Source organism: Corynebacterium sp. KPL2825 (genome assembly GCF_037908445.1).
Lineage (GTDB): Bacteria > Actinomycetota > Actinomycetes > Mycobacteriales > Mycobacteriaceae > Corynebacterium > Corynebacterium kefirresidentii.
This window is the reverse complement of the sequence record NZ_JBBMGI010000001.1, coordinates 126,971-144,931: the sequence shown is the minus strand read 5'-3', so window position 1 is coordinate 144,931 and position 17,961 is coordinate 126,971. Positions and strand designations below refer to the sequence as shown.

The following is a 17,961-nucleotide window of genomic DNA, read 5'->3' as shown; positions in this document are numbered from 1 at the left end:
AATCTCCTTAGCTTTCAAAAGTGGGCTGGTAGGTGTCTTTGGAGTAGGTGAATACGGATTTATCGAAGTCGTTGTATTCCTCGTAGCGCACCAGTTCATAAAGGCGGGAGCGGTGTTGCATGCGCTCAAGCCAATCGGTTTGAATCCCGGTTTCTTGCATATCGCGCAGGAAGTCTTCGGTCGCCCCCATAGCCACGCGGAAAGAGGAAACGGGCCAAATAACCGCGTTATAGCCGAGGTCTTCTAGCTGTTGCGCCGAAAGCAGCTCGGTTTTGCCGAACTCGGTCATATTTGCCAGCAGTGGGGTATCCACCGCGGCGCGGAATTTCTCAAAGTCTTCCGGACGGTACAACGCTTCGGTAAAGATGAGGTCTGCTCCGGCATCGGCGTAGGCCTTGGCGCGGTCGATGGCATCATCGATGCCGTTTACTCCTGCGGCGTCGGTGCGGGCGCAGATAATGAAATTCGGGTCGCGCCGCTCGTTGACCGCGGCGCTAATGCGGCGGACCATGATGTCTTTATCCACTACTTCTTTACCATCGAGATGCCCGCAGCGCTTCGGGTTGACCTGGTCCTCAAGGTGGCAGCCAGCAAGACCAGCGTCCTCGAGTGCGGCGATGGTGCGGGCGGCGGACATGGGTTCGCCGAAGCCAGTGTCGGCGTCGACAAGCACGGGCAAATCCGTCGCACGAGCAATCTGCCCGGAGCGCTGCGCCACCTCGCTCAAGGTGGTCAGGCCAATATCGGGAAGACCCAAATCATTAGCCAGCACCGCACCGGAGACATAAACGCCGCCGAAACCACCGATATCCTGGATTAGGCGCGCGGTCAGGGGATTGAACGCGCCCGGCAGACGGGTAATGGTGCTGGATTCAAGGTGAGCGCGGAAATCCTGGCGCTTTTCCGCGGCAGTTTTCAAAGAGCCAAATAGTCCTGCCATTAGAAGATTCCTTCCGGTTTCTTAGGCGCGCTGGCCAGGTGAGCATCAGTCACCCGAACGTTGAGTTCGGTCAGGTCAGTGAGGTTTTCCAAGTTCTGTACGGCATTCAGGAAACGTTCTTGTTCGGCCTCCTCCACGATGCCGGCCGCCAGCTTGGTGAATTTCTCTACGTACTGCTCGCGGGCAAAAGGGCGCGCGCCCAGCGGGTGGGCATCTGCAACTGCGCGCTCATCTTCTACCACGGTGCCGTCTTTGAAGTTGATAACCGCCTTGCCGCCAAAGGCCTTTTCAGACAGGTCGTTGGAGTGATAGCGGTGGGTCCACTCGGGGTCTTCGACAGTGGAAATCTTGTGCCACAGCTCGATGGTCTCCGGGCGGTTGGCGCGCTCGGGTGCGTAGGAAGCCTCGTGGTCCCACTCGCCATCCTCGAGGGCTACGGCAAAGATGTACATGATGGAGTGATCCAGCGTCTCGCGAGAAGCGGAGGGATCCATCTTTTGCGGATCGTTGGCACCGGTACCGATGACATAGTGCGTATGGTGCGAGGTGTGCAGAACGATGGACTCGATGTCCAAAGTCTTCAGGCCCTTTTCCGCCAGAGTTTTCTTTAGCGCAAAGGCCATATCGATGGGCGCTTGGGCCTGGTATTCAGCCGAGTGTTCCTTGGTATAGGTATCCAAGATGGCACGCTTTTCCTCGCCAGGTTCAGGCAGGGGAACCGTATAGGTGCGCTCCGGCGAATGCAGCATCCATGCGATGAATCCATCCTCGCCTTCCCAGATGGGCGCCGGCGCACCTTCACCGCGCATCGCCCGGTCGACGGCTTCAATGGCCATCTTTCCCGCGAAGGCTGGGGCGTAGGCTTTCCAAGAGGAAATCAGGCCCTTACGGGATTGCCGGGTGGCGGTAGTGGTGTGCAGCGCCTGGCCCACCGCCTGGTAGATGGTGTCCCTATTTAGTCCAAGCATGGTGCCGATGCCGGCGGCTACGGAGGGGCCAAGGTGTGCCACGTGGTCAATCTTGTGCTCGTGCAGGCACATGCCTTTCACGAGGTTGACCTGGATTTCATAGCCGGTAGCGATGCCCCGGATAAGGTCTCGACCGTTAAGCCCCTTATGCTGGGCGGTAGCAAGCAGCGGCGGGATATTATCCCCGGGGTGCGAGTATTCGGCGGCCAGGAAAGTATCGTGATAATCCAGCTCGCGGACTGCGGTGCCGTTGGCAAGCGCGGCCCATTCGGCCGAGTAGGTACCATCCACGCCAAATACCGTGGCCCCTCCCTTACTTACCTGGTGCGCCTGGGCCATGACTCGGGCGGAGGTTACGGGACCGCGCGCCACGGAAGCCATGGCCACGGCCGCATTATCGATAATGCGGTTGATAATCATGTCGGTGGTCTCGGCGGGAACCTCTACGGGATCCGCGGCCACTTCTGCAACTTTGTACGCCAAGTGTTCCTCATAAGGGAAATCCTCGGCGGATTTATGGGTTCTTACCTCGTGATTCTTCACTAGATGGGTCCTCCTCCACTCTGTAAATGCGTTGTAGATCACACTAAATGCTTGAATGTGCCATGCGCTATAAGTATGGTGTGTGTAATCTAGCGGAATGAGTCAGTGAAATCTGCAAAGTTTGTGGTTTCTACTGCTCATAGCGGCGAAAGGCGGCACAGCAACCGATGACCAAGCATTATGCGGGGGCACGAATCCATGCACTGCGCAAGCAACGGGGACTCACACAGGTAGCGATGGCCAAACAGTTAGGGCTGTCCACCAGCTACCTCAACCAGCTCGAAAACGACCAGCGCCCGCTTACCGTCACCGTGCTTATGCAATTAGCCCAGCGTTTTAACCTAGACCCCGGCTATTTTGCGAACGACCGCGATGCACGCACCATTACCGACCTGCGCCGAATCTTTCCCGAGGCCACCGAAGACTCCCTGGCCGACCTCGCCTCACGCTTTCCGGAGCTCATGCCCCGCTTCGTCGATGTCGCCACCCGCGCTCCGGCGCGCGAGCGCTCCCCCTTTGAGCTCGTGCGAGATTTTTTCTACGACGCCCATAACTACATTCACGAGCTCGATGTGCTGGCAGAAGAGCTCGCCGGCCAGCTCGGTGACCGGGTGCTACGCCGTGGCCGCCTAGCTTCCCGCATGCACGAGGACCTTGGCGTTACCGTCCGCTTTTCCCGGCCGGGCCCACGCCGCAGCTTCAACCCTGACACCCGAGAGCTTGCGCTTCGCGACGGCCTCTCCGAAGCCCAGCTAGTCTTTGAAATGGCGCTCCAATATTGCCTGCTTGCCTACCGCGATGTCTGCGATAACCTCGTCTCCGAACTTCCGGCAGGCGAAGCCCAAGAACTAGCTACTTTAGGTCTCGCGCAATACTTCGCTGCTGCGGTCACCATGCCCTATCAACCGTTCCTCTCGATGGCTGAGGAAACCCGCTACGATATCGACCTTTTGTGCAACTACTTTGGCACCGGTTTCGAAACCACCGCGCAACGCTTGGCTACTCTCCAGCGCCCAGGCCTTAACGGCGTGCCCTTTTCCTTCATCCGCACTGACCGCGCTGGGAATATCTCCAAGCGCCAATCCTCCACCGCCTTCCACTTCGCCCGCTCAGGAGGCTCTTGCCCGCTGTGGATAGTCCACCGCGCCTTTGAAACGCCCAACCGCATCACTCGCCAGGTAGCCGCCATGCCAGATGGCCATGCCTACCTGTGGATAGGCCGCTTTGTGCAAGGAACCGCAAAATCCTGGGGCACCCCACGCAAGGAATTCGCCGTGGGCTTAGGCTGCGATATCTCTGAGGCCGACCGCATCGTCTACGCCGATGCTCTTAATCTAGATGTATCCGCCGCCACCCCTATCGGCCCTGGTTGCACCGCGTGCCCGCGTGAACATTGTCCCCAGCGTGCCCTTCCACAAGCAGATCGCCCCATCCAGGTTTCGCTCAATCGCACCGCCGAGCATTCCTACTCCACCTTCTAGCAGCGCATGCAAAAGCGCCCGCCCTAGGCTGGTTACCAAGGCGGGCGCAAAAGAAAGGAACCGAAAGAAACTTTACTCCAGATCGTCGTGAGCCACGAGGCGTCGCGCGGCCTCGGTAATGGTGCCGGACAGAGACGGGTAAACGGCGAAGGAATCGGCCAGCTGATTTACGGTGAGCTGGTTGGTCACGGCCATGGCGATGGGCAGAATGAGCTCGGAGGCGGTCGGTGCAACGATGACGCCACCGATAACGCGGCCGGAGGTCGCGCGGCAGAAGAGCTTGACAAAGCCGTGCTGGAGCGAGCGCATCTTGGCGCGCGGGTTGGTATTCAGCGGCATGGTGATGGTGCGGGCGGCTACCTCCCCGGCCTCGATTTCTGCCTGGGTAAAGCCTACAGCGGCAATCTCTGGGCGGGTAAAGACGGCGTTAGCCACGGTCTTCAGACGCAGAGGGGACACACCCTCACCGAGGGCGTGATACATGGCTACGCGGCCCTGCATTGCAGCAACGGAAGCCAACGGGAAGAGGTCAGAGCAATCGCCAGCGGCGTAGATGCCCGCGATATTAGTGCGGGAGACGCGGTCAACCTGAATGTGGCCAGACTTGGCGGTTTCCACGCCAACGTTCTCCAGCTTCAAGTCTTTGGTATTCGGGATGGAGCCAATAGACATGATGACATGGGAACCGGTAATTTCGCGGCCGTCTTGAGTGGTCACCAGCACATTGCCGTCCTCGGTGCGATTGACGGTTTCCACGCGGCAATTCTTTTCCAGCTCAACGCCGCGCTCGCTAAGCACGGTCTCGAGGACGTCGGCCGCGTCGGCGTCGTCATGCGGCAAAATGCGGTCGCGGGAGGCAACCATGGTGACCTTGACGCCGAGCTCCGCAAAGGCGGAGACGAACTCGGCACCGGTGACGCCGGAACCGACGACGATGAGGTGCTCCGGCAGCTCGGTGAGGTTATAAACCTGCTGCCAGGTAAGGATGCGCTCGCCATCCGGCTGAGCGCCAGGTAGCACGCGCGGGGTGGCGCCGGTAGCTACCAAGACGAGATCTGCGTTAATGGTTTCTTCGTGACCATCCTCGTTAAAGACGGCGGTGACCTTGTGACCGCCAAAGGCATCGGCTTCCTGATCCTCTGGGAAGTAGCCGCGGCCATCGATAACGCGTGCGCCCAGGGACTCCACAGTGGCGCGGATATCGGCGGACTGCTTGCTTGCCAGATCCTGCACGCGCTTATTCAGTGCGGTCAAGGAAAGGTGGGCCTGGCCAATGCCCTGGTTAAGTTCCATATCTTCGGCGCGGCGCAGGTCAGTCTTGATATTGGCACCAGCGATGAAGGACTTGGAAGGAACACAGTCCAAGATAACGCTGTTGCCGCCCATGCCTTGGTCTTCAATAATGGTGATTTCTGCACCATATTTCGCACCTGCCAGCGCGGCCTCATAGCCGGCTGGGCCGCCGCCGATGATGACGATTCGCTTGGTCTGGTTCAACACGCACTTGCTCCTTTATCGGCTCCACTTTAAAAGTCGCTTACGAGTCTAACGTGTGGGACCTTAAAGCGCGTTAGTCTGTCTCCGCATTCTCCCCTATGAACTGCTCAACCACGGCGCCGAAGAGTTTGATGCCCACGCCGATGGCTCGCTCGTCCACGATGAGATCGCCCATGTGCAGGTCATGCTGTTCGCCTTCGCCGGACCAGCAGCCCAGCCGCGCCATGGAACCGGGGACCTTTTCCAGATACCAGGAAAAGTCCTCGCCACCGGAGGATTGCGGGGCTTGGACCACGGCCTGCGGATCGATGGATTGGGCCGCGGAGGCAAGCAGGGCGGTTGCGACGTCGTCGTTAAGCACCGGTGGTACGCCGCGGTTATAGGTCAGCTCATGTTCTACGCCTACCGGCGCGAGGATTTGATCCACCAGTTCGGTAAAGAGGCTTTGCATATCGCGCCAGATGCCAATATCGGCCGTGCGCATGGTGCCAGTCAGGCTGCCGGTCTCTGGAATGGCATTGGGTGCATACCCCGAGTTGACCTGGCCAAAGACCAAAACGGTGCCGGTGCGCGGGTCAACGCGGCGCGAGAGCAGCGCGGGCAGTTCGGTGATGACCTTGCCCAGGGCATAGATGACGTCGGCGGACAGGTGCGGACGGGAGGTATGCCCACCTGGGCCCTTGATATTTAGCTCCACGACGTCGGTAGCAGAAGTGATAGCTCCGGCGCGGATACCGATGCGCCCCACGCGCAGCTTGGGCTCGGCGTGGATGGCAAAAATGGAATGCACGCCTTCCAACGCGCCCCATTCAATAACGTCGGTCGCACCGCCGACCCATACTTCTTCGGCGGGTTGGAAGATGACTCGAATACCCAGCGGCAGGTCGTGGACGCGCTGAAAATCCGCCAACGCGCAGGCCAAGCCGAGCGCCACGGTGGTGTGTACATCGTGGCCGCAAGCATGCATCTTGCCGGGCACCTCAGAGGTATATTCCAGGCCGGTGACCTCGGTGACTGGCAGGGCATCAATATCCGCGCGGAAAGCTAATCGGCCTAATTCCGTATCGGGGCCAATGTCTACCATGAGGCCGGTCTGTGGGAAACGCTGGGGCACCAGACCGTAGTCCTGCAGGATTGAGGCGAGAAAGTTGGTGGTTTCTACCTCTTGGTTCGCGGTTTCCGGGTGGCGGTGGATATGGCGCCGCCACGCGATGACCTCCGCACGGTGGGCATTGAACCACTCGTTGATGAATTCCGAGATCATCCGCGTGCCTTCCCTGTCGTTGAAATACGTCTGGGTGCAAAGTCTACAACTAGACCATGCGGTTCAGTAACTCAGGTGGTGATACGGGGTGCGCTAGGTCAGAGCTCCATTCCACGTAGCGGCAAACCGACGCTGATCCACATAGCCTTGTGGGAAGGGCGCGACATCCTCGGCGGCCGCCACCGCGGAATCAGCTAAGTGCCCTTCCACCACGTCTCCGCCGGCTGGCAGCAATACCGCCGGCGGGATCTCTAGGGCTAGGGCCAGCTTATATACCGTAGAAAGCTGCGGGTCGGCCATGGCATGCACGCCATTTTCATTGCGCTCCAAATTGGAAATTTGGCTGCGGGAGACCCCAGAAATCTCCGCGAGCGCCTGTTGCGAAATCCCCCTACGTTTCCGCACGCGCCGCAATTGCTGTGAAAATCCGTGGCCATAACTCGACCACATTAAATGAATGAAACTCATATACTCCCCCTGGAAAGTGCGGTCGCCTTTCCAGGGAGAACACTACCTTAAAGGTCGATATTGCGCGGGCCGTAGAGGCGGTCGCCAGCATCGCCCAATCCCGGCACGATATAAGCATCTTCATTCAGGGAAGGATCGATGGCGGCGGTAACCAAACGTACCGGCAGGCCGGATTCGGCCAGTGCATCCACGCCTGGCTGTGCCGAGACCATGCAAATGGCGGTGATATCGGTGGCGCCGCGGTCAGCAAGTAGGCGCAATGCGTGCAGCAGAGAACCACCGGTAGCCAGCATCGGATCCACCACAAACACAGTGCGGCCGGTGAGATCTTCCGGCAGTGCTTCCAAGTACGGCACCGGTTCGTGTGTCTCTTCATTGCGGGCCATGCCGATAAAGCCGACCTGTGCATCCGGAATCATGGACAGGGCCGGATCCACCATGCCCAGCCCGGCGCGGATGATCGGCACGATAATGGGCGGGTCCTGCAGGCGGGTGCCTTGTGCGGTAGAAACCGGGGTGGCGCAGTCGAAGTTCTCCACGGCAAGATCGCGGGATGCCTCGTACACGAGCATGGCGCCCAAGTCTTTCAGGGCGGCGCGGAAAGCGGAGTTATCGCTGCGCGCATCGCGCATGAGTGTCAGGCGGGCGGCGGCTAGCGGGTGGTCTACTACGTGGATGTCCATGACCACCACTTTAAACTTTTTGGGAACCAAATGGGCCATTGGGCAGTCCAATAGGGCATGAGACCTTTCACGATCGATACCGACTATGCCCGCCACCTTGCCCGCGACCTGCATGCCCAGTCCCAAGGGGAGAATCCGCCCCATCCCGTTTTGCCTGAAGATTCCGCTTTCACTGCTTTTAATGAGGCCGTGCATGCCGCGCTCGATAATGTGGGCGCGCGCATGAGCGTGCTACGCAACGATATGGGGCAGGTAGCCCACTCCGGTTTCCAGATGTCGCGCGAGGCAGAAGATACCGATGCCGCGCTAGGCCAGCATCTTGGGGCGGCGATGTAGATGCTCGATTCCGCGCTCAAGCAGATCGCCACTATGCAACCGGCGCAGCTTCCGGAGGTAGAGCTTCCCCGCGTGCCGGACCTTTCCGCCGCCGCGCCTTTGGCAGCCATCGCCCACGGCAATCCCGCTCCTTTACTCGAGTCAGCCAAAAACATCGACCTCGATAAGGAAACCATCTCGGCTGCGCTCGGCCAGGCCCGCGCCTTAGTGACAGGCACCATCCGGGATCTGGTGGGCATCGCGACACAATTGCTGCGCCAGGGACTTCCCACCGCGCTGGGTCTTCTTTCGCTGGATCCGTCCACGCGTGCCGCCGCCATGGCCAAGCTGCGCGCGCTTGTCTCCCAGCACCTGGGCATGGCTACTGCTCGCGTGCAACGCCTGATGGGTGATCTCAGCGCTGCCGCTCAATCTTTACAACCGGTGGCGCAGCGGCCGGTGCACTCCGCGCTTGCCGACGCCCCCGCGCACCCCACCAGCTCCCCACATCCCACTACCCTTCCGGAACAACCTGCCCCAGGCGCTGGCTCCGACGCCACGGCACACGAGGTTCCCTCTCCTTCGCCCGCACCAGAGCCCGCGGCCGAAGGTGGTTCTGCCGCGGGACAAGCTGCCGTCGCCGCCGCGAAGAGCCAAGTGGGCCAGCCCTATGTATGGGGAGGTACCGGAAACGGCGGCTTTGATTGTTCGGGGCTTACCCAATGGGCCTACTCCCAGGCCGGGGTGGAGTTACCGCGCACTGCGGACCAGCAAGCCATCGGTCAGCAGGTCAGCGCGGATCAATTGCAGCCCGGTGACCTAGTGGTCTGGGATGGGCACGTAGCCATGTATTCCGGCAATGGCGAAATAGTAGAGGCTGGAGATCCGGTGCAAACCAACCCGCTGCGCACTACAAATATGGGCATGCAATTCAAAGGATTTTGGCGCCCCACGGCCTAAGGCCGATGCGCTCTCGCGCGGTACTTGAGGCGTTGGGTAGACTAAAACGCCATGAGCACCCGCGCAATTGTACCTGTAAAGCTCTCGCTAACCGAGGGCGATTTTTATACCCTCTGGGCACCCAAGTGGCGCCAAAGTGGCTCCGAGTGGCAGGCCTTTCTAGGCGATGATGAGGCTGTCTTAGCTTTTAACTCGCCGGCCGAGCTGCTGTGCTTCGTGGAGTCTGGCACCAAGCACGATTTGCTGGATCACCCGCAGTGGGACCAGTTTGCCGGCCGCGATGCCGACCGCGTTACCCCAGCCGGGCGCGATGAGTATGACCTCATCGGCATGCCGGAGGCACTGGCTGGTCGCCCGAGCCACCAGAACGTGTCCACCGTGGCCCGCAACCTGGAGATTGCCTCCGCGCTTGCTGACGTCGCCGGTGCAGAACACACCACCATCTTCTTCGCTTCCCACTCCATTCTGCGCAATGTCTCCCGCGGCGCCGACCACTACTCCGGCGAGCAGGGCATGAGCGAGTGGTCCGGCGTGGGCCACGTCATCGCCGGCAATTGGAAGGGAGTCATCGAGGATCTGGATCAGCACGTTCGCGTGGTCTCCACCGATGACTTTGACGCGGCCAAGGTTTCCGATGCCAAGGAGCGCATCTCTTCTGCTGCCGCCGCCTCCGCCGCTGCGGCCAAGGAAGCCGAGGAAAAGCGCAAGGCCGCCGCCGAGGCAGCCGACCCGTACGATAATTCCCCGTGGGCCGCCGCCGGCATCGATCCCATCAAGATCACCGCGCAATCCAAGTCCGTCTACACCTTGCGCACCTACCTGGACGGCAAGCCCATTTTCTTGGGCAAGTGGGGAGAGATCTTCACCTTCGATTCCCCGAAGACCTTGGTGCGCTGGATCATGGACAACGATGACCACGACCTAGCCCGCGTATCCACCTGGGAAGAGGTTGTCTCCGCTGCCAACGCCGGCGAATTGGAGGTACAGGTCCACCCGGATAACCAGTACTCTTTCAATGGCATTGTGCGCGATATCGAAAAGGGCCCAGAGGCCGTCGATTCTGATCAGATGGCGCGTTGCTACGAAGTATGCGCCGATGCCGCCGACTGGGCGGGCGACGATTCCATTAACTCCTATATGCTGGCCAACCCCCGCCTGCAGGACTACTTGGGCTACATGCTCGGCTCTACCGAACACGCCGGCTATGTCCCCTCCAAGCCTTATACCGAGCACGCCGAGTCGTGGAAGGGCTTGGAAGACATGCTCATCAAGCGCTTCTCCAAGTTCTAAACCCGCACGTTCTGTGCCGCCTTGCTTCTTCCCCACCGCACAGCAGATGGGAGGAGAAGGGGCGGCTTTCTGCGTTTAGTGGCCTCGTTCTTCTTTTTCTTGGCATCATCGGCGCCGGCAAGGCTGGCGAAAACAACGCCCACGACACGTGCGTGTTGTAGTTCACCGCTTGACCTCCCTGAGTGTGACTTTAAAGGTGGCGGCGGAGGTGGTCAATGAGGGCGTCGATAAGCTCACGCGATTGCGGGGCCTTGGGTTTAATCTGGTCAAACCCGTGGTAGGCACCGGCCCATACATCGAGGGTGGTTTCCACGCCGGCTGCGTCGAGGGCTCGAGCAAAAGCGACGGATTCATCGCAGAAAAGATCAATGCCACCGACTCCGATCCAGGTCGGCGGCAGGCCGGAGAGATCGGCTCGCGTGGCCGGCGAAGCATAGCGCGGCAGGTCAACATCCAGGTGATCGTTTCCCAGGTACATGGACCACGCGCCGCGGTTCGAGCCGGCCGTCCAGATGAATTGGCCCACCGCGCCGGACTTATCCGTGGTGCGGTGATCGAGCATGGGATAGACCAATCCGAGCGCGCGGACCGGGTGCCCCTCGTCGAAGGCACGTTCAACTAGGCCTGCGGCGAGTCCGCCGCCTGCGCTATCACCGGCGACGGCGATGCGCGAGGTATCCCCGCCCAAGGTATCGCCGTGTTCTTGTACCCAACGCAGCGCGGCATAGCATTCATTATGGTCTGCTGGAAACGGCTCCTGGGTGGACTTGTGGTAGCGCGGGGCTACCACGATGGCGCCCAACTCGGCCGCCATGCGAGCATTTTGCGGGTCATACATAGCAGGCCCACCGATGAGATGGCCGCCGCCGTGCGTCCACACCACCACGGGGCGCGGTCCTGATGCGGCTGCCCCTGCGGTAGCGCCGCGTGGGGTAAGTACGCGGGCGCTAAAAGCGTGGCCATCGAAGGAGGCGGAAAACTCCGTAATGTCCACCGCATGCCGGATTGGTCGAGAAAAGTCGATGGTGGCGAAGAAGCGGCTGGCGTGGGCAAAGGTGGCGTCGGGAAGCACATGCATCGGCAGATATAAAACCGGGCTGCGCAACCCCGGTGCCACCTCGCGCAGGTACGGCCGGCGGCTTAGCCCATACGCCACCGCCCCCGCGGCCGCGGCAACCCCGGTTAGGGCTGCCCCGGCCTTGAGAACTCGCGGTATGTGCATTTAGAAGTCGCGCAGGATGCGCTGTGCCAACGGCTCGGAAGATGCCGGGTTCTGACCGGTATAGAGGTTGCGGTCCACGATGACGTTCGGGGACATGGGATCGGTTTCCTGGTAATCCGCGCCGAGCTCACGCAGGCGGGTCTCCAGCGCCCACTTAGCGGCGGCAACCATCTCCTCGCCTTCCTCTGCATTGCTAAAGGCGGTCATCTTGTAGCCCTTGAACGGCCAATTCTCGTTATCCACTGCCAAGAGCGCGGCCGGGGCATGGCAGACCAAGCCGAGGGCGCGGCCAGAATCCATGCGCGCCTGCAAGAGCTTAGCGGAATCCTGGTCATAGGCCAGATCCTCCATTGGTCCGTGGCCACCTGGGTAGAAGATAAGGTCATAATCTTCCTCCTTGACCTCAGCCAGGTTCATCGGGTTTTCCAGCGCTACACCCAGCTCTGCGAGGTAATTTTCCTGTGCTTCGCGCACATTATCTGGCAGAACCTCCAGGCTGTACTCGTCTACTACGGGAGCCTTTGCGCCCGGAGTAGCGAAGTGGATATCCCAGCCCGCGCCCTGGAAGACGCGGTGAGGGGCAATAAGCTCCTCGGCCCAGTAGCCGGTGGGGCGCTTAGTGCCATCAGCCAGCGTCCACTCTTCAGCGGCGGTAACAACAAAAAGTACAGAAGGCATCTAAATCTCCTCTAATCGTTTTTATTCTTCAGCGGCTTCTGCCGCATCAGCGAGGGACTCCTCCGTGTCCGGGCCGGCAAGCTCCGGATCAGATAATTCCTCGTATGCTGGCAGGATAACCGTTTCTAGCAGATGCTGCCGTAATTCCTGGTCAGCGAAGGAATTCTCTACCGCTTTGACGGTGAGATCGAAAAATTCCTCCAGCCCATACCCGAAGGCCTCGCTTAGCGCGAGGAACTGCTTGGTCAGCGTGGTCTCGCCCGAAGAAATGGCGCAGGTAAAGCCCAGCTGCTGCAGCAGCGGCAGCGGGTGGTCATTGAGGTCTTCGGCTTCCTCAAGTGGAGTAAAGACGAGCGGGATGTGACGGTCGCGGATGTATCCAGAGGCCTGGCCGGGCACAATGCCCTCAATATTCGCGCTGAAGTCATCGATCATATTGACCGGATGGATCAGGCGATTCACGCCTGCCTGGGCGGCACGTTCTACTTCTGCGAAGTCTTCTCCCACCTGGATCTGGGTGGGCAGGTAAGCCGCACGAAAATCTGCGGCCCCGCTCGCTTGGCCCTGCGGCAGGCTATAACCCACCACGGGGGCATCATCAGGCACTGCTTCCTCTGGGGCCGAGCCAGCGAGGACAAGGCGGGAGTCAAGACCAGCGATGCGGGCGGCTGCGGCGGCCTCCACCACAGCGGCAGCGTCGAGACCAAGCTCTGCGGGGTCTAGGTGCACCTCTGCGTAGACCACGCCGTCTGCGGCCAAGGCCTCGTAGCGCTCACGGATGGTCGCGGTAAGCTCCTCCGGCGTAGCGGCCGTGGAGGTAATGGTCTCAAAGAGGGAGACCTTAGGAAGCTTGGCCACCACGTCGGCGGCGGAGTCCTTATTTTCTGGGCTAATTAAAGGCGCGTCATGCATGCGTCCCATCGTAGGCACGGGCCTAAGATGTGTCATGTCATGAAAAGAATTCTCGCTAGTTCTCTCACCGCCGTCTTGCTGAGCGGCCCACCGCTCGCGCTGGCGGAAGCGCCGACTACTCCTACCACCACGCGAACCACTGCCCCGGATACCGATAGGTGCCCCCACGCCGAGCGGCCGGAAAAGGCCACTACCACCTCGGAGCGGCTCGCCCCCGGGCAAGCCTCACCCACCCCGCTGCCACCGGTGGATAGCGATGAGGCATGCGGTACTACCCTGCCTGCGGGGTTCCATGTGGACAAGGATGTAGTGGCCGCAGCATGGATGGTCTCCGATATCGATACCGGCGAGATTATCGCGATGAAGGACCCTAACGGCCGCTACCGGCCGGCCTCTATCATTAAGGCGCTGCTGGCGCTCGTGGTCATCGACGAACTGGATCTGCACAAGAAGGTCGAGGTAGGCGAAGAATCTGCACAGATTGACGGCTCTGCGGTAGGCATCGGTCCCGGTGGCAAGTACACGGTGGAGCAGCTCCTTGAGGGCTTGCTCATGGCTTCCGGCAACGATGCCGCGCACGCGCTGGCACAGGAATTGGGCGGCGACGAGGTCACTTTGCGCAAGGTCAATGACAAGGCGGCCGAGATTGGCACGAATTCCACCTTTGCGGCCAGCTACTCCGGGCTCGACGCCCCGGGGATGTCTACCTCGGCCGAGGATATTTCCCGCATTTACCGCGCGGCCTTCCATAACCCGACCTTTGCGCGCATTGTCGATACGGAGTCCGTGGATTTTCCCGGCTGGGGAGATTTTGACGGCTACCAATTAGGCAACGATAACGGGCTTTTCCTCAACGATCCGGACGGCATTGGTGGCAAGACGGGTTTTACCGATGATGCGCACCATACCTTCGTCGGTGCGCTCGATCGCCATGGTCGGCGCTTGCAGGCGGTCCTGCTCGATACCACCGTGGAGCACGGCCCGCGTGCCTGGGAACAGGCCCAAAAGCTTTTGTACGAGGCCTATAAGGTTTCCCCTGGGGATGGCGTAGGCCAGCTGCTTGCCGACGCCGACTCTCCTGCCTCCCTCGCACCCACACCTGCGCCCGATACCCAGGCACAATCTGCAAACTCCTCTTTAGCTGGGGTGCAGGGGTGGCTTGGCTGGGTCATCGCTGGCGCTGTAGCTTTGCTGGCTATTTGCGTGGGTGCTTTTTCACTACTTCGGCGTTAGCCCACTCATCGTGGGAGCCGCGGCGGTTATTTTTCTCCGTAATGGTGAAGGTGTGCACGCCGGCACCCACCCAGCTGGCGAAGGTACCAGGTCCCGGCACAATATTGACTAGGCGCCACCACTGACGCTTTGCGGACTGGGTGAGGCTAAGCCGCTCTTTGGTATCGACATCGCGCACTGTGTAGCCCATCAGCAGCTTGGCCGGGCTGGCGCCGAGCCAACACTCAGTGCCCAAAACGTAGAGCAGCAAGATGATGGCACCACCGATAAACGTCGAGAGTTCATCCACACCACCAGAAAGCAGCGCGCCGCCGAAGCTACCGCTGATGAGTGAGAAAAAGAATAGGTCCAAAATGGCCATTCCGATGCGCGCATCTTGACCGGCGCGCTGACTGATTTCAGGCGCTGGGTGTTGTAGCAGCGGTGCGGGGACGGCCGCGTTCGCCGTTGCCGGCGGGAATGGATTGTGCTGCGGGGCAAAGGGGTTGCGTGAATACGGCGACCCGTAAGGGCTAGCAGTCTGCGCAAATCGTGGTTCTTGGTGCGCTTGGTACCCCGGTCCTGCCGCCTGACCAGACTGAAAAAACTGAGCCTGCTGCGACTGTTGCGGCTGCTGCTGTTGCTGCGGCCGCGGGCTCCACTGGCCTATCGCGCCCAGCTGTCCCAAGTCACCCCACGTGGGGCGCAGACCCGCCTCACACGCCTTATCGTATTCCGCGCGCTTCGCAGCAGAGCCCAAGACGCTGGCGGCGATGCGCAGCTGCGCACGCCGCGGGTCCTCGATGTCTTGACCTTGCTGCTCTAGCGACAAATCCTTGGACTCCAGTAAAACCAAGAGTTCCCGCTCGCCATCGCGGCGGTCTAGTCCCCATTCTTCATAAAGATTCGGTGCGATGTCATTGGCGTTCATAATGTTCTATCTTAAAGCCGAATAGCAGCGGCGTCCTCACCCCTTAGGAGGAGATTTACTTGCGGCGCAGCAAGCTAAACGCACCCACGGCCGCAGCACCCAAAGCAGCACCAATGCCGAAGGTCGCGCCTGCCGGTGCGCCCTCCTTGACCTCATTGCGCACGCGAATTACGGCTGGCTCTGGGACAGGCGGGTGCGCAAACTTCAGGGACTCGGCGGTGGTGGCGGTCCACGCGGAGATATACAGCACCACGCGCCAAATCAGGTACATGACCACCATGAGCACGATGACCGGACCGAAGACCGCACCGGCGGGGCTGCCGGTAGCAGAAGACATGATGACCGTAGACAGTTGCTTGAGCAGCTCGAAAGCCACCGCACCGATGGCCGCACCGATGAGGCCAGATTTCTTCGGCACCTTGGTGCGCGGCAGGATCATAATCATCCACCACATGACGATGAAGTTAGCCAATAGGCCCACTGCCAAGCCGACAAAGAAAATCACAAAATCCATGCCCGGGAAGGACTCGATGCCGACCTTCTCAAAAATCTTCTGGGTAAGACCAGAGGAACCGGCGGCAGTCACGCCAAAGGCGATGAGGAACGCCAGGATCAGGCCGATGAGACCTACCAAGTCAGAAAGCTTCTTCTTCAGGAAGGAACCGCCTTCGTTGGCGTCGATGCCCCACATAGCCGAGATGCCGATGCGCAGGTTATTCATCCAGCCCAGTCCGGACCACAGGGTGGTCAAACCACCGATACCAAACATGGCCCCGCGCTGCTCAATGGCCGTATCGAGAATCTCGTTGACCGTATCGCCCATATCGCCATCTAGCGAGCTGGTGATCTGGGACTGCAAGTCATTGAGCAAGTCCTCGCGATTAGCCAAGACGGCGGCGACGGTAGCCACGATCAGCATCGCGAGCGGGAAGATAGACAGCACCGAGTAATAGGTGATGCCGGCGGCAAATTGGTTTCCGCCTTCTGCACCATAGCGCTCGTTCATGCGCATCAGATGATCAACGAATCCGGACTTGGCGCGGATCTTATCTACCGCACCGGGATCGTCGGCATTGGCGCGTTCGATGCCGTAGTGGTCCGTCTTCTTCGAGGAGGATTGCGTGGTGGTAGGCACGTGCTTCCCTTCTTGCTCGCACAGTATTTATCCCACCTAGAGTAACTGGCAAATGTCCTGTTGTCCCTTTGTGGGGTGGAGCACGGGGGAAGCAGCCCCCTTGCTACTTGCGCAGGCGAGGAAGGAAGCCGACCTTTTCATAGACGTCGTCGACAAGCGGCTGGGCAATTTCTTGCGCCGTTTCTGCGCCCTTGGCCAGGATGCGCTCGAGCTCGCCGCGATCCGCCATCAGCTCATCAAAGCGTGCCTTGAGCGGAGTGGTAAATTCCTGCAGCGCATCTGCGGTATCGACCTTAAGGTGGCCATAGCCTTGGCCGGCGTACTTCTCCACCAGGGAATCGATGGATTCACCGGTCAGCGCGGACTGGATGACCAATAGGTTAGACACACCCGGCTGATTTTCGCGGTCAAAGGCTACCGAGCCCAAGTCATCCGTTACGGCGGACTTAATGCGCTTGGCTGAGGTCTTCGGCGCATCCAAGAGATTGACCAAGCCCTTGGGGTTGGCACCGGACTTAGACATCTTGGAGGTCGGCTCCTGCAGGTCATAAATCTTGGCCGCGCCCTCTGGGATAAACGGCTCGGGCACCTTGAAGATATCGCCGTACTTATTGTTGAAGCGCTCGGCCAGGTTGCGGGTCAACTCCAGATGTTGGCGCTGGTCTTCGCCCACGGGCACATAATCCGGCGAGTACAGCAGAATATCTGCGGCCATGAGGATCGGGTAGGTAAATAGGCCTACCGAGGTGCGGTCCGATCCCTGCTTGGCGGATTTGTCCTTGAACTGGGTCATGCGGGAGGCCTCACCAAAACCGGTCAGGCACTGAAAGACCCAGGTCAACTCCGTGTGCGCAGGCACGTGCGACTGGACAAAGAGCGTGGACTTGTCCGGGTCAATGCCTAGGGCAATAAGCTGGGCGGCACCCGCGATGGTGCGGTTGCGCAGCTCCTCCGGATTTTGCTCTACGGTTATCGCGTGCAGGTCAGGGATGAAGTAGAAGGCATCATAGCCGTCCTGCAGGTCAATCCACTGCTTCAGCGCTCCCAGGTAATTACCCAGGTGATAGGAATCAGCGGTGGGTTGGATACCGGACAGGACGCGGGAAACGGTGGAATTGTCTGCAGTCATGGTGCTTTATCCTACCCCCTAGCTCCGGCGCGCGGTCCACATCCTTCCCCCACCGGATCGAAAAATTCCCCCCCGCCCACAGGGCAGAGGGAATGCGACGCAAAGATTTTAAATCTTGCGGGAGGTGGGGCTGACCACGTCCATCAGGATGGCCCAACCGGAAACCATCAGCGCGCCACCTACGCCCATGAGCACGATGGGGCCGAGGAAAGCGAAGGATGGTCCAACAATGGTCCACCACCAGATGCTCAGGCCGAGGATTACAGCGCCGAGGACGAAAGAAATAATTGCGCGAGCCATGAACTTTCTCCGTTGCAGATTACTGAATTTTTT

The 17,961-nt window shown here is 60.1% G+C and carries 18 protein-coding genes; 5 read left to right on the top strand and 13 right to left on the bottom strand.

Annotated elements, in window-relative coordinates; translation table 11 throughout:
• Window positions 1-7 precede the first annotated feature (7 nt).
• Both prpB and prpD read right to left on the bottom strand, forming a co-directional pair.
• Window positions 8-940: a methylisocitrate lyase gene (gene prpB, locus WMQ00_RS00780; protein WP_340440573.1), complete on the bottom strand. Its 933-nt coding sequence runs from the start codon at window positions 938-940 to the stop codon at window positions 8-10.
• Window positions 940-2,451, bottom strand: a complete 1,512-nt coding sequence (gene prpD / locus WMQ00_RS00775) for a 2-methylcitrate dehydratase PrpD (protein ID WP_340440572.1) — start codon at window positions 2,449-2,451, stop codon at window positions 940-942. Before prpD ends, prpB begins: the two co-directional genes overlap by 1 nt.
• Before the next feature lie 167 nt (window positions 2,452-2,618).
• Here prpD and WMQ00_RS00770 point away from each other — a divergent pair, with 167 nt between their 5' ends.
• Entirely contained in the window at window positions 2,619-3,932 is a 1,314-nt protein-coding gene (locus tag WMQ00_RS00770) for a short-chain fatty acyl-CoA regulator family protein (RefSeq protein ID WP_340440571.1), read from the top strand.
• A gap of 72 nt (window positions 3,933-4,004) precedes the next feature.
• Here the strand turns inward: WMQ00_RS00770 and WMQ00_RS00765 are convergent, their stop codons facing one another.
• The 4 genes from WMQ00_RS00765 to upp form a co-directional block, all read right to left on the bottom strand.
• Window positions 4,005-5,432, bottom strand: a complete 1,428-nt coding sequence (locus WMQ00_RS00765; protein WP_340440570.1) for an NAD(P)H-quinone dehydrogenase — start codon at window positions 5,430-5,432, stop codon at window positions 4,005-4,007.
• A gap of 70 nt (window positions 5,433-5,502) precedes the next feature.
• The gene (locus WMQ00_RS00760; RefSeq protein ID WP_340440569.1) at window positions 5,503-6,693 is read right to left on the bottom strand and encodes a M20 family metallopeptidase; all 1,191 of its coding nucleotides are present in this window, start codon (window positions 6,691-6,693) and stop codon (window positions 5,503-5,505) included.
• Between the two features lie 93 nt (window positions 6,694-6,786).
• Window positions 6,787-7,161 carry a helix-turn-helix domain-containing protein gene (locus WMQ00_RS00755; protein ID WP_200288196.1) on the bottom strand — a complete coding sequence of 125 codons (375 nt, stop codon included), beginning with the start codon at window positions 7,159-7,161 and terminating at the stop codon, window positions 6,787-6,789.
• Between the two features lie 47 nt (window positions 7,162-7,208).
• Complete coding sequence (upp, locus tag WMQ00_RS00750) at window positions 7,209-7,844, bottom strand: uracil phosphoribosyltransferase (RefSeq protein WP_034656252.1); 636 nt, start codon at window positions 7,842-7,844, stop codon at window positions 7,209-7,211.
• 57 nt (window positions 7,845-7,901) lie between these two features.
• On the opposite strand from upp, the gene WMQ00_RS00745 reads away from it, so the two are divergent.
• Genes WMQ00_RS00745 through WMQ00_RS00735 form a run of 3 tightly spaced genes read left to right on the top strand, consistent with a single transcriptional unit; the run spans window position 7,902 to window position 10,409 of the window.
• Complete coding sequence (locus WMQ00_RS00745) at window positions 7,902-8,180, top strand: hypothetical protein (protein ID WP_049383645.1); 279 nt, start codon at window positions 7,902-7,904, stop codon at window positions 8,178-8,180.
• On the top strand, window positions 8,181-9,119 hold the full coding sequence (locus WMQ00_RS00740; protein WP_200288198.1) for a C40 family peptidase: 939 nt from the start codon (window positions 8,181-8,183) through the stop codon (window positions 9,117-9,119).
• Window positions 9,120-9,170: 51 nt separating this feature from the next.
• Window positions 9,171-10,409 (top strand): hypothetical protein, encoded by a 1,239-nt coding sequence (locus WMQ00_RS00735; RefSeq protein ID WP_239208257.1) that lies wholly within the window; start codon window positions 9,171-9,173, stop codon window positions 10,407-10,409.
• A 190-nt stretch (window positions 10,410-10,599) separates the two neighbouring features.
• Here WMQ00_RS00735 and WMQ00_RS00730 read toward each other — a convergent pair whose 3' ends face one another.
• From WMQ00_RS00730 to WMQ00_RS00720, 3 genes are read right to left on the bottom strand one after another with little or no spacing between them, the layout of a single operon-like run.
• The gene (locus WMQ00_RS00730; protein ID WP_200288202.1) at window positions 10,600-11,631 is read right to left on the bottom strand and encodes an alpha/beta hydrolase; all 1,032 of its coding nucleotides are present in this window, start codon (window positions 11,629-11,631) and stop codon (window positions 10,600-10,602) included.
• A complete protein-coding gene (locus tag WMQ00_RS00725) occupies window positions 11,632-12,309 on the bottom strand; it encodes a type 1 glutamine amidotransferase domain-containing protein (protein ID WP_049383641.1) in 678 nt (225 codons plus the stop codon).
• Window positions 12,310-12,330: 21 nt separating this feature from the next.
• Window positions 12,331-13,221: an adenosine deaminase gene (locus tag WMQ00_RS00720; RefSeq protein ID WP_234288125.1), complete on the bottom strand. Its 891-nt coding sequence runs from the start codon at window positions 13,219-13,221 to the stop codon at window positions 12,331-12,333.
• A gap of 39 nt (window positions 13,222-13,260) precedes the next feature.
• On the opposite strand from WMQ00_RS00720, the gene WMQ00_RS00715 reads away from it, so the two are divergent.
• Entirely contained in the window at window positions 13,261-14,454 is a 1,194-nt protein-coding gene (locus WMQ00_RS00715) for a D-alanyl-D-alanine carboxypeptidase family protein (RefSeq protein WP_248099780.1), read from the top strand.
• Here WMQ00_RS00715 and WMQ00_RS00710 read toward each other — a convergent pair.
• The 4 genes from WMQ00_RS00710 to WMQ00_RS00695 all read right to left on the bottom strand — a co-directional run bounded on the left by WMQ00_RS00710 (window position 14,417) and on the right by WMQ00_RS00695 (window position 17,928).
• Window positions 14,417-15,364: an RDD family protein gene (locus tag WMQ00_RS00710; RefSeq protein WP_301716118.1), complete on the bottom strand. Its 948-nt coding sequence runs from the start codon at window positions 15,362-15,364 to the stop codon at window positions 14,417-14,419. The two genes, WMQ00_RS00715 and WMQ00_RS00710, sit on opposite strands and share 38 nt — an antisense overlap.
• A 55-nt stretch (window positions 15,365-15,419) precedes the next feature.
• Window positions 15,420-16,499: a YhjD/YihY/BrkB family envelope integrity protein gene (locus tag WMQ00_RS00705; RefSeq protein WP_023020664.1), complete on the bottom strand. Its 1,080-nt coding sequence runs from the start codon at window positions 16,497-16,499 to the stop codon at window positions 15,420-15,422.
• Window positions 16,500-16,602: 103 nt separating this feature from the next.
• Window positions 16,603-17,628 (bottom strand): tryptophan--tRNA ligase, encoded by a 1,026-nt coding sequence (gene trpS / locus WMQ00_RS00700; protein ID WP_248099786.1) that lies wholly within the window; start codon window positions 17,626-17,628, stop codon window positions 16,603-16,605.
• A gap of 108 nt (window positions 17,629-17,736) precedes the next feature.
• A complete protein-coding gene (locus WMQ00_RS00695) occupies window positions 17,737-17,928 on the bottom strand; it encodes a hypothetical protein (protein ID WP_023020662.1) in 192 nt (63 codons plus the stop codon).
• Between the last annotated feature and the right edge of the window lie 33 nt (window positions 17,929-17,961).

Coding starts and splice junctions, on each gene's coding strand:
- prpB (WP_340440573.1), bottom strand. CDS start 940: ATGGCAGGACTATTTGGCTCTTTGAAAACTGCCGCGGAAAAGCGCCAG.
- WMQ00_RS00770 (WP_340440571.1), top strand. CDS start 2,619: ATGACCAAGCATTATGCGGGGGCACGAATCCATGCACTGCGCAAGCAA.
- WMQ00_RS00760 (WP_340440569.1), bottom strand. CDS start 6,693: ATGATCTCGGAATTCATCAACGAGTGGTTCAATGCCCACCGTGCGGAG.
- WMQ00_RS00755 (WP_200288196.1), bottom strand. CDS start 7,161: ATGAGTTTCATTCATTTAATGTGGTCGAGTTATGGCCACGGATTTTCA.
- upp (WP_034656252.1), bottom strand. CDS start 7,844: ATGGACATCCACGTAGTAGACCACCCGCTAGCCGCCGCCCGCCTGACA.
- WMQ00_RS00745 (WP_049383645.1), top strand. CDS start 7,902: ATGAGACCTTTCACGATCGATACCGACTATGCCCGCCACCTTGCCCGC.
- WMQ00_RS00740 (WP_200288198.1), top strand. CDS start 8,181: ATGCTCGATTCCGCGCTCAAGCAGATCGCCACTATGCAACCGGCGCAG.
- WMQ00_RS00735 (WP_239208257.1), top strand. CDS start 9,171: ATGAGCACCCGCGCAATTGTACCTGTAAAGCTCTCGCTAACCGAGGGC.
- WMQ00_RS00730 (WP_200288202.1), bottom strand. CDS start 11,631: ATGCACATACCGCGAGTTCTCAAGGCCGGGGCAGCCCTAACCGGGGTT.
- WMQ00_RS00725 (WP_049383641.1), bottom strand. CDS start 12,309: ATGCCTTCTGTACTTTTTGTTGTTACCGCCGCTGAAGAGTGGACGCTG.
- WMQ00_RS00720 (WP_234288125.1), bottom strand. CDS start 13,221: ATGCATGACGCGCCTTTAATTAGCCCAGAAAATAAGGACTCCGCCGCC.
- WMQ00_RS00715 (WP_248099780.1), top strand. CDS start 13,261: ATGAAAAGAATTCTCGCTAGTTCTCTCACCGCCGTCTTGCTGAGCGGC.
- WMQ00_RS00710 (WP_301716118.1), bottom strand. CDS start 15,364: ATGAACGCCAATGACATCGCACCGAATCTTTATGAAGAATGGGGACTA.
- trpS (WP_248099786.1), bottom strand. CDS start 17,628: ATGACTGCAGACAATTCCACCGTTTCCCGCGTCCTGTCCGGTATCCAA.
- WMQ00_RS00695 (WP_023020662.1), bottom strand. CDS start 17,928: ATGGCTCGCGCAATTATTTCTTTCGTCCTCGGCGCTGTAATCCTCGGC.